We start from the raw sequence: 13687 nt of genomic DNA, 5'->3' as shown, positions 1-13687 counted from the left end.
TTTTTAAAGTTTTTCAAAAAAATGGCGCCAAGGAAGGGAGCATGCTTGAGGCGGCATCGAGTCTTCGACGCCTGCTGGTAGTCGATCCTTGCGATGACTGTCGGCGGCTGTTGCCCGGGCTCCGGGCAGCGGGATGGGAGGTGGACAGCTGCGAGCTGGATTCGGCCGGCGAGCATAGCTGCGACGTCGGCTTGCTGCGTCTGCAGCCCGAGCACCTGGATCGCCCCGAATCGATCAAGGAGCTGATCAGTCGCAGCGGCACCGAGTGGATTGCGGTGCTCAGTCCGGACATCTTGCCGATCCATGAGGTCGGCGATTTCGTCAGCGAGTGGTTCTTCGACTTCCATACCCTGCCATTCGACGTGGCGCGGGTGCAGGTTACCCTGGGCCGCGCCTTCGGCATGGCGCGCCTGCGCGGGCGCGGCGGCCTGCACAGCGACGAAGGGCAGCACGAGTTGCTCGGCGAAAGCCGCGAGGTGCGCGAGTTGCGCAAGCTGCTGGCGAAGTTCGCGCCGACCGAATCCCCCGTGCTGATCCGTGGCGAGAGCGGCACCGGCAAGGAGCTGGTGGCGCGCACCCTGCACCGCTTGTCGCGGCGCGCGGCACGGCCGTTCGTGGCGATCAATTGCGGCTCGATTCCGGAGAACCTGATCCAGTCGGAACTGTTCGGCCACGAGAAGGGCGCCTTCACCGGCGCGCACCAGCGCAAGATCGGCCGCTTCGAACAGGCCAACGGCGGCACGCTGTTCCTCGATGAGGTGGGCGACCTGCCACTGGAGTTGCAGGCCAATCTGTTGCGGGTGCTGCAGGAGAAGCAGTTCGAGCGGGTCGGCGGCAGTCAGCCGATCGATGTCGACGTGCGGGTCCTGGCGGCGACCCACATCGACCTGGAGGCGGCGATCCGTGCCGGAACCTTCCGCGAGGACCTGTACTACCGCCTCAACGTCCTGCAGGTCTCGACCTCGCCGCTGCGCGACCGCAATGGCGACATGGCGCTGCTGGCCAATCACTTCGCCCACCTGTACAGCGTCGAGACCGGTCGCCGGCCACGGCGTTTTTCCGATGATGCCCTGGCGGCGATGGCGGAGCACAACTGGCCCGGCAACGTGCGCGAACTGGCCAACCGGGTGCGCCGAGGCCTGGTGCTGGCCGAGGGCCGGCAGATCGAGGCGCGCGATCTGGGCCTGGAACGCCAGAAGGGCAAGCCCACGTACCAGCCGCTGGTGACCCTGGAAGAGTACAAGCTCGGCGCCGAGCGCCAGGCGATGTGCGATGCCCTGGCGCGGCACGGTGACAACCTCAGCGTGGCGGCGCGGATGCTGGGCATCTCCCGGCCGACTTTCTATCGGCTGCTGCACAAGCATCAGCTGCGCTAGGGCGCCACAAGCCCACGCCCTGGTTCGCCAGGCGGTACGGCTCTTCGTAGGAGCGAGCTTGCTCGCGAACAATCTCGCACCCTGCCAGCCCGTTCGCGAGCGAGGACTGGGCGCCACCTCGGTCCTGCAGGAGTGTGCAGGGATGGCGCTCTGGACGTGGATCGGAATATCCCCTGCAGGAATAGACGAAGGCCCCGCAATCGGGGCCTTCGTGTTTTGCACAGGATGACGTGCCGGCGTATACGCTGGCTGGGCAGCCGGCGTCGATGGCAGCGGGTGGTTGTGCGGGGAGCCGCCACGGGCTGCCAGGTAGACGCTTGCGTTGTCGGTGTCGGAGCCGGTCAGATGGCCCGGAGTGTACTGGGCCTGGCGCTCCGCATGGCCGGCGTCGTTGCCCCCGGGGCGGCGCGGGCCGCCCCAGGTAATGGGATAGGTATCGCCATGTGCTGGGTGATACCCCAGTAGCCGCCGTCAGCAGCGAAGGTCATGCCGGCTGATGCAAGTCCGGTCTGGATGATGGCGTTGTCGACGGCGATGTTGCCAGTGCTGGGCTGCGTTGCGCTGCCAGCGGGGTTGGCGTGCTGACCGTAGGGAACGGCTGCCGCTCTGTTGTTTTTCTGTGGGTGATCGCAGTTCGCGATCAGGATGGTGCGGAAGGTGTCGGTGGTGCGGCTGTGGGCGTTTTCCAGTGTCCGGATAGAAGTGGCCGGAGGCACACTGTCCTGCGCGTTGCGGGCCTGTCGGTCATCGTCATCAGCAACCCGCATGACGCCGGGATGGCTGATCAGATCGCCATGAGCGTGGCTGGGGCTGCCGTCCTGAGTCGCGTCCGATGGCAGCAGAGCAAGCGCGGCGCAAAAGACTGCGAACCATGACGAGCCGGCGGTGACTGTCCTTGCAATACTCCCCGACATGCCAGTGACTCCTGCGTGAAGCGCTGATCCTCGCTCAGCGATACAGCTGTGAAGCAGTTGCTGTGCCGAAATTGAGTTGCCTTGCAGAATCAGTGACTTGGAGATTTCAGTCGGGACAGCGGTGAAGCAACTGTTGCGCCGTCATTACACCGGCATCGGAGGGAAATCCCGGCGAGGGCTCTGGAATCGGGCCTGGATCATGGATGAATCAGCCTGTGTATCGTGGCTGAAACACAATGTCGTGCCGAGGCTGGCCTTTCCCGGTTCGCCGGGTGTTGCGCGGGGGTGACCTGTTGCACTGGCTTTACAGTCAGACCTGGCCATCGGCTTGCCAGAGCGGCTGCGGAATGGCATCGCCCTGGATCAGACATTTTTCGCAGACCGGCGAACGCACGCCGCCTCGGGTGGTCTGCTTCACGCGGGCGATAGTTGGCCGGGCTGGGGCTGCTGGCTGGATGAGAATTTTTCGTTAAATCCGCAGCAAGCGGCAGGCAATGCATTAGCATGCCGACGCCTTGTCGAGGTCCGTGTCCTGACTTCGTGGGCCGACCCAGTCGGAGCACATCATTAAAAAGCGAGCCATCGAGCCGCGCGGGGGAAGCAGTATGGATTTGTGGAGTGCCTTCCAGGCATTCGTTCTCGGGGTGGTCGAGGGGCTGACGGAGTTCCTGCCAATCTCCAGTACCGGCCACCAGATCATCGTGGCGGACATCATCGGCTTTGGCGGCGAGCGTGCCGAGGCCTTCAACATCATCATTCAGCTGGCGGCCATCCTGGCGGTGGTCTGGGAGTTCCGCCGCAAGATCCTCGACATCGTTGTTGGCCTGCCAACCCAGGCGCGGGCCCAGCGTTTCACCGTCAACCTGCTGATCGCCTTCTTCCCGGCCGTGGTGCTGGGCGTGGCCTTCGCCGACTACATCCATCATTACCTGTTCAACCCGATCACCGTGGCCGTGGCCCTGGTGGTGGGCGGCGTGATCATGCTCTGGGCCGAGAATCGGCAGCATGTGATCCGTGCCGAAAGCGTGGACGACATGACCTGGAAGGACGCCCTCAAGGTCGGCTGCGCCCAGTGCCTGGCGCTGGTGCCCGGTACCTCGCGGTCGGGAGCGACCATCATTGGCGGCCTGCTGTTCGGGCTGTCGCGCAAGGCGGCTACCGAGTTTTCCTTCTTCCTGGCGATGCCGACCATGGTCGGTGCGGCGGTCTACTCGGGGTACAAGTACCGCCATCTGTTCCAACACGATGACCTGCCGGTATTTGCCATCGGCTTCGTGACTTCCTTCATCTTCGCCATGATCGCCGTGCGCGGCCTGCTGAAATTCATCGCAAACCATAGCTACGCGGCGTTCGCCTGGTACCGTATCGCCTTCGGCCTGCTGATCCTGGCGACCTGGCAATTCGGCCTGATCGACTGGAGCAGCGTCAAACCTTGAGTCTGAGGGCAATGGAAAGAAACGGAACCATCAGCCGCTGGGACGACGACAAGGGCTTCGGCTTCATTCGTCCGCAATCCGGTGGCGAAGAACTCTTCCTGCACATTTCGGCATTTCGCGGCGATCGCCGTCCGCAGAGTGGTGATCAGGTGTGCTACGTCGCGGGCAGCGACAAGCAGGGCCGGCCGCGGGCGGAGCACGCGCGCCTGGCCGGCCTGGCCATCGACATGCCCGATATCCGCCGCAAGCCGGGAGCGCCGGCGACCCGCGAGCGGGCCCGCAACGGGCGGGAAGTGGCTTTCCCGACGCCGCCGCGGCGCTCCATCGGCCGCGTCCTGCTGCTGTTGGCGGTGCTGCTGGCGCTGCCGGTCACGGGCGCCGTGGTATGGCTGAAGGACGGCTATTTCGCCTGGTTCCTGCTGCTCTACCCGCTGTTCAGCGTGCTGGCGTTCTTCGCCTACTGGCGGGACAAGCGCAGCGCCGAGCGGGACGCGTGGCGCACCCCCGAGCAGAGCCTGCACCTGCTGGAGCTGCTGGGCGGCTGGCCGGGCGCTTTGCTCGCCCAGCAGCTGTTCCGCCACAAGACCCGCAAGCTGTCGTTCCAGCTGGTGTTCTGGGCGATCGTCGTGGTGCACCAGCTGTTCTGGATCGACTGGCTCAGTGGCGGGCGCCTGCTGGGTTGGGTCGGTGTGCTGATGGGGCTGGGGCAGGGCGCTTCATAACGGCGAGTCGTCCTTCGAGAACTCTTCCGCCAGATAGTCCAGCAACGCCCGCACCGCCGGTAGAACGCCGCGTCGGTGCGGATAGACCGCCTGCAGGTTGGCTTCCGGCTCGTGCCATTCCGGCAGCACGCGTACCAGGCGGCCATCCGCCAGTTCTTCGATGCAGTAGTAGTTCGGCAGCACGGTCACACCCAGCCCGGCCAGGGCGACATTCTTGCGCAGGTTGAAGTCTTCCGCCGCCAGGCGAGCTTCCATCGCCAGCTCGCAGACTTCCCCCTGCGGCCCGATCAGTTTCATGTGCACCTTGCGGTCGTTCTCGATCGCGCCGAGGACGGGCAGGCTGGCCAGGTCCTGCGGGTGGGTCAGTTGCCGTCCCTGCAGGAGCGCGGGCGCCGCCACCAGCACCGCCTTCGCCCGGCGCAGGCGGCGGGACACCAGGGACAGGTCTTCATCGCCCGGCGCGCGGACGCGCAGGGCCACGTCCACGCCTTCATTGAGCAGGTCGACGCGGCGGTTGGTCAGCAGCAACTCCAGGTTCACCTGCGGATAGGCCGCCAGGAATCCGGGCAGCATCTCGTTGAGCGAGGTTTCCGCCATCGCGACCGGGCAGGACAGCTTGACCCGACCGCGCGGCTCGGCGCTGAGCTGGGCGGCCACTTCATCGGCCATTTCCGCCTCCACCAGCATGGCCTGGCAGTGCCGGTAGTAGCGCTCGCCGAGGTCGGTGAGCGCCAGCTTGCGCGTGGTGCGTTGCAGCAGGCGCACGTTCAGGCGCGCCTCCAGTTCCGCCACGCGCCGCGACAGGCGCGACTTGGGCAGCCCCAGCAGGCGGCCGGCGGCGGCGAACCCCCCGCACTCCACCACCTTGGCGAAATAGAAGAGGTCATTGAGGTCCTGCATGGGATTGTCCTACTGGTGAGACGAATCATCGCATTTTTGCCGACTTATCGATGATTGGCTACATGCGTAGTCTTGCTTCCAACGACGAATTACTCCCGCCAGCCACCTGGCTAACCCGTTTGGAGAGCTCACACATGAAACTTCTGCACATCGATTCCAGCATCCTTGGCGACAACTCCGCTTCCCGTCAGCTCAGTGCCGAACTCGTAGCCGCCTGGGTTGCCGCCGAGCCGGGCGTTGAAGTCACCTACCGCGACCTGGCCGCCGACGCCATCAGCCACCTGTCTGCCGCCAGCCTGGTCGCCGCCGGCACCCCGGCTGAAATGCGCGACGCCGCGCAGAAGCATGAAGCCGCCCTGGGCGAAACCAGCATCGAAGAGTTCCTGGCCGCCGACGCCATCGTCATCGGCGCGCCGATGTACAACTTCTCCGTGCCCAGCCAGCTGAAGGCGTGGATCGACCGCATCGCCGTCGCCGGCAAGACCTTCCGCTACACCGAAAGCGGCCCGGTCGGCCTGGCCGGTGGCAAGAAGGTGATCATCGTTTCCACCGCCGGTGGCATCCACGCCGGCCAGCCGACCGGTGTCGCCCACGAGAACTACCTGCAGCTGGTGCTGAATTTCCTCGGCATCACCGACATCGAAGTGGTGCGCGCCGAAGGCCTGGCCTACGGTGACGAGCCTCGCCGCAACGCCATCGCCGGCGCCCAGGCAAGCATCGCCAGCCAGTTCGCCGCCGCCTGATCGGTTGACGCACCAGGAAAAGCCCCGCATAGCGGGGCTTTTTCATTTCCGGCGTTTGAGAGAGAGACCACTCATCTGGCGATCCAGGCAGTTCCGGGCTGGCGCGTAGTATGCAAGGAATCTCCCAGGCGGCGTCCGAAGCCCCGCAACCTGTGCGGTGGAGCTCCGTGGCGCCTGAGCTGGATGCGCATCGGGGTGGACTGCACCATGGCGAGGCGTCTGTTGTGGATTCTGTTGCTCGTTACCTTCAGTAGCGGGGCCTGGGCGGTCTCGGGCTGGAACGTGGGCTTTCACCGTCTGCAGGTGAGCGACCCGCTGGACCTGGCGCCGATGAAGGCCATCGCCTTCTACCCGACGCGCGCTCCGGAGCGGCCGCTGCACCTGGGAAACTTCATCCTCGATGTCGCCTACGAAGGCAAGACCGCCAACGGCCACTTCCCGCTGCTGGTGATGTCCCACGGCAACTACGGCACGCCGCTGGCGCACCGTGACCTGATCGAGGCGCTGGTGCGCAAAGGCTTCGTCGTGGTGGCGCTGTTGCACCCTGGCGACAACCTGCATGACCACAGCCGTCTGGGCGCCTTGAGCAATCTCTATGGCCGACCCTTGCAGGTCTCGGAAACCATCAGCGCCGCGCTGCTCGATCCCGAGGTGGCGGGCGTCGTCGATCCGCGCAAGATCGGCGTGATCGGCTACTCCGCTGGCGGCGAGACGGCGCTGATCCTCGCGGGCGCGCAACCGCGCCTGGACCGCCTGATCAAGTACTGCGAGAAATACCCGAATGACGCCGACGCCTGCAGCGACAAGGGCAAGCTGCGCGCCGACCGCAGCGACTTGGCGCCGATGGCCGACCCCCGCGTCGGCGCCTTGCTGCTGCTGGCGCCGCTGAGCCTGATGTACGGCGCCCGCGAGCTGGAGGACGTACAGGTGCCGGTGCTGCTCTACACCGGCAACCAGGACCATATCCTCGACTGGAAGAAGAACGCCGGCGCCCTGGCGCGCAAGCTGCCGCAGCAGCCGGACCTGCGGGTGCTCGATGGGGCGGGGCACTTCGTGTTCATGTCGCCCTGTTCCGAGGAGGAACTGGAGGCAACGCCGGACCTGTGCACCGACAACCAGGGGCTGGACCGCAAGGCCATCCACCGCGACCTCGCGGCGTCGGCGGCGGAGTTCTTCGACGTGAGTCTGGGCAGCGCGACGATGCAGACTTCGGGGCGGTGAGAACGATTCTGTCCGGCAGCGTAGGGCGTATAACGCTCCGCGTTATATGCCGATTGACCTTGGCCGTAGCCCGCTCGGGGCCGGTCTGGCTAATCGGCCAATCCTGACCACCGCGCCGGCGAGGACATGAGTGTGTCGGCGTACAACCGCGAACGGTTGTACGCCCTACGAACGGCGCGCAGAAAAAAGCCCCGCATCGGCGGGGCTTTTTCATCGATGGCGAAACGTCAGACGATCACGCCCTGGCTGCGCAGGTAGTCGTCGTAGGTGCCGCTGAAGTCGGTCACGCCGTTTTCCGACAGCTCGATGATGCGGGTGGCCAGGGAGGACACGAACTCGCGGTCATGGCTGACGAAGATCAGGGTACCCGGGTAGTTCTCCAGCGCCAGGTTGAGCGCCTCGATGGATTCCATGTCCAGGTGGTTGGTCGGTTCGTCCATCACCAGCACGTTGGGCTTCTTCAGGATCAGCTTGCCGAACAGCATGCGGCCCTGTTCGCCACCGGAGATGACCTTCACCGACTTCTTGATGTCGTCGTTGGAGAACAGCATGCGGCCGAGGGTGCCGCGCACCAACTGCTCGCCGCCCTGGGTCCACTGGGCCATCCAGTCGAACAGGTTGTAGTCGTCCTCGAAGTCCTCGGCGTGGTCCTGGGCGAAGTAGCCCACGTCGGCACTGTCGGTCCACTTCACCTCACCGGCGGTGGGCGCCATTTCGCCGACCAGGGTGCGCAGCAGGGTGGTCTTGCCGATGCCGTTCGGGCCGATGATGGCGATGCGCTCGCCGGCTTCCACCTGCATGCTCAGGTTCTTGAACAGCGCCACGCCGTCGAAGCCCTGGCTGACTTTCTCCAGGGTCACCGCCTGGCGGTGCAGCTTCTTGTACTGCTCGAAGCGGATGAACGGGCTGACGCGGCTGGACGGCTTGACCTCTTCCAGCTGGATCTTGTCGATCTGGCGCGCGCGGCTGGTGGCCTGCTTGGCCTTGGAGGCGTTGGCCGAGAAGCGGCTGACGAAGGTCTGCAGCTCGGCGATCTGGGCCTTCTTCTTGGCGTTGTCCGACAGCAGACGCTCGCGGGCCTGTTCGGCGGCGGTCATGTACTCGTCGTAGTTTCCCGGGAACAGGCGCAGTTCGCCATAGTCCAGGTCCGCCATGTGGGTGCAGACGCTGTTCAGGAAGTGACGGTCGTGGGAAATGATGATCATGGTGCTGTTACGCGCCGTGATGATGTTTTCCAGCCAGCGGATGGTGTTGATGTCCAGGTGGTTGGTCGGTTCGTCGAGGAGCAGCAGGTCCGGATCGGAGAACAGAGCCTGAGCCAGCAGCACGCGCAGCTTCCAGCCCGGAGCCACGGCGCTCATCGGGCCGAAGTGCTGTTCCAGCGGAATGCCCAGGCCCAGCAGCAGCTCGCCGGCCCGGGATTCGGCGGTGTAGCCGTCGAACTCGGCGAACTGGACTTCCAGTTCGGCCACGGCCATGCCGTCTTCCTCGCTCATCTCCGGCAGGGAGTAGATGCGATCGCGCTCGGCCTTGACCTGCCACAGCTCCTCGTGACCCATGATCACGGTGTCGATCACGCTGAATTCTTCATAGGCGAACTGGTCCTGGCGCAGCTTGCCCAGGCGCACGCCGTTTTCCAGCATCACCTGGCCGCTGGAGGGCTCCAGCTCGCCGCCGAGGATCTTCATGAAGGTCGACTTGCCGCAACCGTTGGCGCCGATCAGGCCGTAGCGGTTGCCGTTGCCGAATTTGACGGAAACGTTTTCGAACAGCGGCTTGGCGCCGAACTGCATGGTGATGTTCGCAGTGGAAATCAACTGGGTAACCCTTGGCTGGACATGGTGCGCGCCGGGCGCGGGCGTGCGGGAAGGGCGCTGCGGTCGAGCAGGTCGAGGCGCGCCTGGCAAAGCCGCCTATTATGCCACAGAGGGGCGGCTCCTTGCATGCCGTACGCCTGAAGCGCCCATTCTGCGGGGGCAGGGGAGAAACGAGGCAGTTGAAACCCGCCATTGTCCTGCCTCAGAATTCGGGTGTTCAGAATTCCGGTGGGGGCTGTATGAAAATCCTTAACGCGCAAAACTCGCTCAAGCAGTACCTGGAGCAGGTCAGCGACAAACTGATCACCATTGTCTCGGCCTCTGCCAGTGAGACCGAGGCGCTGGTCGAGACCCTGGTGGAGAACGGCAACAAGGTCGATCTGCTGGTCGGCACCATCAATGCCTTCACCTCGCCGGACTTCATCGACTTCTGCGTGCGCGACAGCGGCGCCAACGTGACCCTGCACGTGGACTTCCGGGCGCAGAACAGCGTGCACTGGAAGCTGATCCTGGTGGAGCCGGACGTGGTGATCCTGGGCAGCGCCAACTTCACCGAGATCGGCCTGGGCCTGACCCGCGACACCTGCACTGTCATCCAGGACGCCGCGCTGTACGCCGACTACCTGGCCCGCGCGGCGGCGATCAAGGGTAGCGAAGGCGTAATGCTGGGCGAAGACAGCCCGGCCTTCGACGAAGCGCTGGAAGAGTACCGCCAGACCCATCGCCGCATGCAGGCGAGCCTGGCGCGTGGCGCGCAGTACCTGGACGGCGAGAGCTGGCTGGGTGACGAGACCAACCAGAGCATCCCGCTGTTCATCTGGTACAGCGATCATTCCGATGATTCCGAGGAAAAGGCCGAGGCGTTCCTGCGGGCCAGCAGTGATGGCGTGGACTGGGACGATGTGCGCGAGTTCTTCACCTATGAATGCGCCGAGGGTGTGCTGCCCTACGAAGAGGGCGACATGGTGCTGACCGCGCGCTGCAACGGCACGAACATCGGCTTCTACACCTTCGACCGTATCCTCTATCGCAACGGCACTTACTACATCTATTCGTACCGCAAGAAGCGCTACACCCAGCCGTTCAAGCTGGAAGACGCCAAGGAGCGCCTGAAGGAAGCGATTCCGGAGTGGTACGAGGAAATGCGCACCTCGCTCAACCGCCACGACATCAACAGCGTGGTGCGCTGAGTCCTTCCGTTCATCGGCCGGCGCCGCCGCAGGCCTCGGGTTTGCGGTGTGCGCCTGGCTTTTTCGCCCGGGCTAGCTAGCCTTCTGCCAGTATGTCGGCGCCGACTGATGGTGTCGGTCGACTTCGACGGAAAACTGACAGGAGGCAATGGAGCATGCCCACCCCTCGCTTCGATGAAGTTCCCCCGCGTCGGCGCATGCGCTGGCATTGGCGTCTGGTGACCCTGAAGGTCCACATCCTGTCGATCCTCCTGCTGGCCTGCATGCTGGGCGGCAGCGCGATGCTGCTGCTCAATTCCCTCAACGAAACGCTGGAGATGGGCCTGCGCCTGGGCTCCTGCGTGGCCGGCGCGCTGATCCTGCTGCTGTGCCTGCATATCCTGCGCATGTCGCTGCCGCCGCTGAGCCCTTCGCGCTCGCGCGTTCGCCGCGGCCTGGAATGAAAAACGCCCCGTGGCATCGCTGCCACGGGGCGTTTTACGTCAGGCGTCGATCAGCACATCAGAAGATGTTGACCGGATACTCGACGAATACGCGGACTTCGTTGCCATCGTCGTTGTAGGAGCGGGCGTCGTTCGATACGCGAACCCAGGAGCCGCGCAGCTTGACCGACAGGTCCTTGGCCGGGCCGCTCGGTACGACGTACTTGAGCTGGTTGAAGATTTCGCGCTCTTTGCCGTTGCTGGTCTCGTCGGTCTTGATGTTGTCGCCGTAGACGTAGGCCACGGTGTAGCTCAGGCCCGGAACGCCGTACTCGGAGAAGTCCAGGCTGTAGCTGCCTTGCCAGGAACGCTCGTCCTCGCCGTTGAAGTCCGACCAGTAGGAGTTGGCCAGCCAGATGGTGGTGCCGCCGTCGCCGATGTAGTCGCCGCTCTGGTAACCGCCGTACAGGTAGCCGGTGTCGCCGTTGTTGCGCTGGTGGGCGACCATGAAGGTGTGTACGCCGATGTTGTAAGCGGCCGACAGGCTCCAGATGGTGTTGTCGCGGTTGCCGTGGTTGAACTCGTCGGCCCAGTCCTGGTTCAGCTTGGTCTTGTAGCCGTTGAAGTCGAGGGTCAGCGACTCGCGGTCGGCCATCGGGATGACGTAGTTCAGGTTCATGTACTGCTTGCGGGCAACGTCTTCGTTGTCCTGGGCGTACAGGGCGCCGCTGAAGTTGTCGGTGAACTTGTAGCTGCCGCCGTACACGTCGATGCGCTTGAGGCCGCCGCTGTCGTGGCCTTCAGCGCTCTTGCGGACTTCCGAGGTGAAGCGGCCGACGTTGATTTCCAGGCCTTCGATCTCCTTGGAGGTGATCAGGGTGCCGGAGTAGGTTTCCGGCAGCAGGCGGGAGTTGTCGTAGCTGAGCACCGGCAGGGACGGCATCTGGTCGCCGTACTTGATCACGGTGTTGGAGAGGCGGGCTTTCACCGCGCCACCGGCACGGGCCAGATCGCTGGCCGGGTTGCCATCGCTGTCGCGCTTGAAGAAGTCGATGCCTGCGGCGCCGGCGCGCTTGCCATTCTCGTCCAGGTTGAGCGCGTACATGCCGAAGACATCGGCGCCAACGCCGATGGTGCCCTGGGTGAAGCCGGAGGTGAAGGTCGCGGTGGCGGCCTGGCCCCACTCGGACTTGTCATCGTTGCCATGCTTGTAGTCGCGGTACATGTAGCCGTTGCGGAAGAACAGGTCCATGTGGCTGTCTTCGATGAAGCCCTTGGCGGTGGACTGGTCTTCGGCCAGGGCCGCGCTGGACGCGAGAATGCCCAGCGCGAGCAGGCTGATGCGGTGTTGCAGCATGTTGTTTTCCTTGTGCTAATGGTGCAGCGCCGACAAGACGAAAAAGGCGTCCCGCCCCCGATGTGTGTCATCAGGGAAGTGGCGTCCTGTGCTGGCTAGTTCTTTTGGTTGTAGTCGGCCTCTGGTGGGCCGCAGCGGCGCGATGATAGCAGAGGATCGAAACTTTTCGGACTCGATGCTCACACAGTTGACAATGTGGCTGATCAGTGGAGTGGGGCGCTCTTCCCGCTGTGCCTGAGTACCGGCTTACGTACCCTGGCGTTCGATCAGTCGCCGAAGGAGCGCTGGTACAGCACCAGGCTGAGCGCCAGCCCGCTGATCGCCGCCAGTGCGGCGAAGAGGAAAATCGAGCCGAAGCCGAAGGCGCCCGCGATGGCACCCACCAGCGGGCCGGTAATGCCCAGCGAGACATCGATGAACAGCGAGTAGGCGCCCAGCGCGGCGCCACGGTTGGAGGCGGGCACCAGGCCGACGGCTTCCACGCCCAGGGCCGGGAACACCAGGGAGAAGCCGAAGCCGCTCAGCGCCGCGCCCGCCAACGCCAGCCAGGGCGAGGGCGCCAGCCACAGCAGCATCAGCCCGAGGCTTTCCACCGACAGACAGGCGATGGCGACGCGGAAGCCGCCGTGGCGGTTGATCGCCTGGGCGAACAGCAGGCGCGCGCCGATGAAGCAGACGCCAAAGGCCGTCAGGCAGTAGACCGCGTCGCTCCAGCCACGGCTGCCGTAGTACAGGGTGATGAAGGTGGCGATGGTGCCAAAGCCGATGCCGCCCAGTGCCAGCCCCATGCCGTGGGGAAACACCCGGCCCAGCACATGGTGGAAGGGCATCCGCTCACCGTGCACCAGCGCTGCTGGCCGCTTCGGCCAGGCCAGCGCAAAACCCAGCGCCGCCAGCAGGATGATGCTCACGCCCATGCTGGCCAGGCCCAGGTGCTGGACCATCAGCACCCCGAGCGGCGCGCCGATGGCCAGCGCGCCATAGCTGGCGATGCCGTTCCAGGAGATCACCTTGGCGGTGTTCGGCGCGCCGACCCGGTCGATGCCCCAGCTGATGGAGGCACTGCCCACCAGGCTTTCCGAGGTGCCCAGTACCAGCCGTGCCACCATCAGCGTCGCCAGGCTGAGCCACGGCACGCCCTGGGTTGCCCAGGAGGCAAGCATCAGTGCGCCGCTGCCGGCGCATCCGGCCATGCCATAGAGCACCGCGCGCTTGGGGCCGAGGGTGTCGATCACCCGCCCGGCGTAGGGCCGGGTGAGGAGGGTGGCCAGGTACTGGATGCTGATCACCAGGCCCGCCAGCACCGAGCCGAAGCCCAGGTCCGTGTGCACGTAGCCCGGCAGCACCGCTAGCGGAATGCCGATGGTCAGGTAGGCGAGGAAGGTGAAGAGGACGACGGAAACCACCTGCAGGGTGGTTGCGGCGCTGGAGGGGGATTGGGTGGACATGCGCAGGCTTGATCGGAGCGGCGGGTGGGTAGGACATGATGGACCCGCCCCAGCGTGTAGGAAAGCAAGCTAACGAACTACCTTGGGGCTTTTGTAGGAGCGAGCTTGCTCGCGAATCTGGCTCCGTGGCGGGGCATTGTT

Annotated in this window: 12 protein-coding genes; 7 read left to right on the top strand and 5 right to left on the bottom strand. The window is 64.9% G+C overall.

Going from position 1 to position 13687, the window contains the following annotated elements; genetic code table 11:
- Nucleotides 1–41: 41 nt before the first annotated feature.
- Nucleotides 42–1376, top strand: a complete 1335-nt coding sequence (locus tag SD196_RS15580; protein ID WP_275611586.1) for a sigma-54 dependent transcriptional regulator — start codon at nt 42–44, stop codon at nt 1374–1376.
- A gap of 341 nt (nt 1377–1717) precedes the next feature.
- Here the strand turns inward: SD196_RS15580 and SD196_RS15575 are convergent, their stop codons facing one another.
- Complete coding sequence (locus SD196_RS15575) at nt 1718–2290, bottom strand: hypothetical protein (RefSeq protein WP_416310389.1); 573 nt, start codon at nt 2288–2290, stop codon at nt 1718–1720.
- A gap of 605 nt (nt 2291–2895) precedes the next feature.
- Here SD196_RS15575 and SD196_RS15570 point away from each other — a divergent pair.
- Both SD196_RS15570 and SD196_RS15565 read left to right on the top strand, forming a co-directional pair.
- Nucleotides 2896–3726, top strand: a complete 831-nt coding sequence (locus SD196_RS15570) for an undecaprenyl-diphosphate phosphatase (RefSeq protein ID WP_275611588.1) — start codon at nt 2896–2898, stop codon at nt 3724–3726.
- 11 nt (nt 3727–3737) lie between these two features.
- Nucleotides 3738–4448, top strand: coding sequence for a DUF1294 domain-containing protein (locus SD196_RS15565; protein WP_416310388.1), 711 nt, complete (start codon nt 3738–3740; stop codon nt 4446–4448).
- Here the strand turns inward: SD196_RS15565 and SD196_RS15560 are convergent.
- A complete protein-coding gene (locus SD196_RS15560; RefSeq protein ID WP_416310387.1) occupies nt 4443–5348 on the bottom strand; it encodes a LysR substrate-binding domain-containing protein in 906 nt (301 codons plus the stop codon). The genes SD196_RS15565 and SD196_RS15560 overlap by 6 nt on opposite strands.
- A gap of 134 nt (nt 5349–5482) precedes the next feature.
- Between SD196_RS15560 and SD196_RS15555 the strand changes: the two genes are divergently transcribed.
- Nucleotides 5483–6091, top strand: coding sequence for an FMN-dependent NADH-azoreductase (locus tag SD196_RS15555; RefSeq protein WP_275611591.1), 609 nt, complete (start codon nt 5483–5485; stop codon nt 6089–6091).
- A gap of 207 nt (nt 6092–6298) precedes the next feature.
- Nucleotides 6299–7312 (top strand): alpha/beta hydrolase family protein, encoded by a 1014-nt coding sequence (locus tag SD196_RS15550; protein ID WP_275611592.1) that lies wholly within the window; start codon nt 6299–6301, stop codon nt 7310–7312.
- A gap of 227 nt (nt 7313–7539) precedes the next feature.
- Here the strand turns inward: SD196_RS15550 and SD196_RS15545 are convergent, their stop codons facing one another.
- Nucleotides 7540–9129 (bottom strand): ABC-F family ATPase, encoded by a 1590-nt coding sequence (locus tag SD196_RS15545; protein WP_275611593.1) that lies wholly within the window; start codon nt 9127–9129, stop codon nt 7540–7542.
- Nucleotides 9130–9368: 239 nt separating this feature from the next.
- Here SD196_RS15545 and SD196_RS15540 point away from each other — a divergent pair, with 239 nt between their 5' ends.
- Both SD196_RS15540 and SD196_RS15535 read left to right on the top strand, forming a co-directional pair.
- The gene (locus SD196_RS15540; protein ID WP_275611594.1) at nt 9369–10319 is read left to right on the top strand and encodes a phospholipase D family protein; all 951 of its coding nucleotides are present in this window, start codon (nt 9369–9371) and stop codon (nt 10317–10319) included.
- A gap of 155 nt (nt 10320–10474) precedes the next feature.
- The gene (locus SD196_RS15535; protein ID WP_275611595.1) at nt 10475–10762 is read left to right on the top strand and encodes a hypothetical protein; all 288 of its coding nucleotides are present in this window, start codon (nt 10475–10477) and stop codon (nt 10760–10762) included.
- A gap of 58 nt (nt 10763–10820) precedes the next feature.
- Here SD196_RS15535 and SD196_RS15530 read toward each other — a convergent pair whose 3' ends face one another.
- Together SD196_RS15530 and SD196_RS15525 are read right to left on the bottom strand one after the other, a co-directional pair.
- Nucleotides 10821–12098 carry an OprD family porin gene (locus SD196_RS15530; RefSeq protein ID WP_416310386.1) on the bottom strand — a complete coding sequence of 426 codons (1278 nt, stop codon included), beginning with the start codon at nt 12096–12098 and terminating at the stop codon, nt 10821–10823.
- A 266-nt stretch (nt 12099–12364) separates the two neighbouring features.
- Complete coding sequence (locus tag SD196_RS15525) at nt 12365–13546, bottom strand: MFS transporter (protein WP_370601523.1); 1182 nt, start codon at nt 13544–13546, stop codon at nt 12365–12367.
- Nucleotides 13547–13687 lie beyond the last annotated feature (141 nt).

The organism is Pseudomonas macauensis (assembly GCF_047902425.1).
GTDB lineage: Bacteria > Pseudomonadota > Gammaproteobacteria > Pseudomonadales > Pseudomonadaceae > Pseudomonas.
The sequence above is the reverse complement of the archived record's forward strand: the minus strand, read 5'-3'. Positions and strand labels throughout refer to the sequence as shown.

What these genes read in the sequence shown, in the direction of transcription:
- SD196_RS15580 (WP_275611586.1), top strand. Translation starts at nt 42, where the DNA reads ATGCTTGAGGCGGCATCGAGTCTTCGACGCCTGCTGGTAGTCGATCCT.
- SD196_RS15575 (WP_416310389.1), bottom strand. Translation starts at nt 2,290, where the DNA reads ATGTCGGGGAGTATTGCAAGGACAGTCACCGCCGGCTCGTCATGGTTC.
- SD196_RS15570 (WP_275611588.1), top strand. Translation starts at nt 2,896, where the DNA reads ATGGATTTGTGGAGTGCCTTCCAGGCATTCGTTCTCGGGGTGGTCGAG.
- SD196_RS15565 (WP_416310388.1), top strand. Translation starts at nt 3,738, where the DNA reads ATGGAAAGAAACGGAACCATCAGCCGCTGGGACGACGACAAGGGCTTC.
- SD196_RS15560 (WP_416310387.1), bottom strand. Translation starts at nt 5,348, where the DNA reads ATGCAGGACCTCAATGACCTCTTCTATTTCGCCAAGGTGGTGGAGTGC.
- SD196_RS15555 (WP_275611591.1), top strand. Translation starts at nt 5,483, where the DNA reads ATGAAACTTCTGCACATCGATTCCAGCATCCTTGGCGACAACTCCGCT.
- SD196_RS15550 (WP_275611592.1), top strand. Translation starts at nt 6,299, where the DNA reads ATGGCGAGGCGTCTGTTGTGGATTCTGTTGCTCGTTACCTTCAGTAGC.
- SD196_RS15540 (WP_275611594.1), top strand. Translation starts at nt 9,369, where the DNA reads ATGAAAATCCTTAACGCGCAAAACTCGCTCAAGCAGTACCTGGAGCAG.
- SD196_RS15535 (WP_275611595.1), top strand. Translation starts at nt 10,475, where the DNA reads ATGCCCACCCCTCGCTTCGATGAAGTTCCCCCGCGTCGGCGCATGCGC.
- SD196_RS15530 (WP_416310386.1), bottom strand. Translation starts at nt 12,098, where the DNA reads ATGCTGCAACACCGCATCAGCCTGCTCGCGCTGGGCATTCTCGCGTCC.
- SD196_RS15525 (WP_370601523.1), bottom strand. Translation starts at nt 13,546, where the DNA reads ATGTCCACCCAATCCCCCTCCAGCGCCGCAACCACCCTGCAGGTGGTT.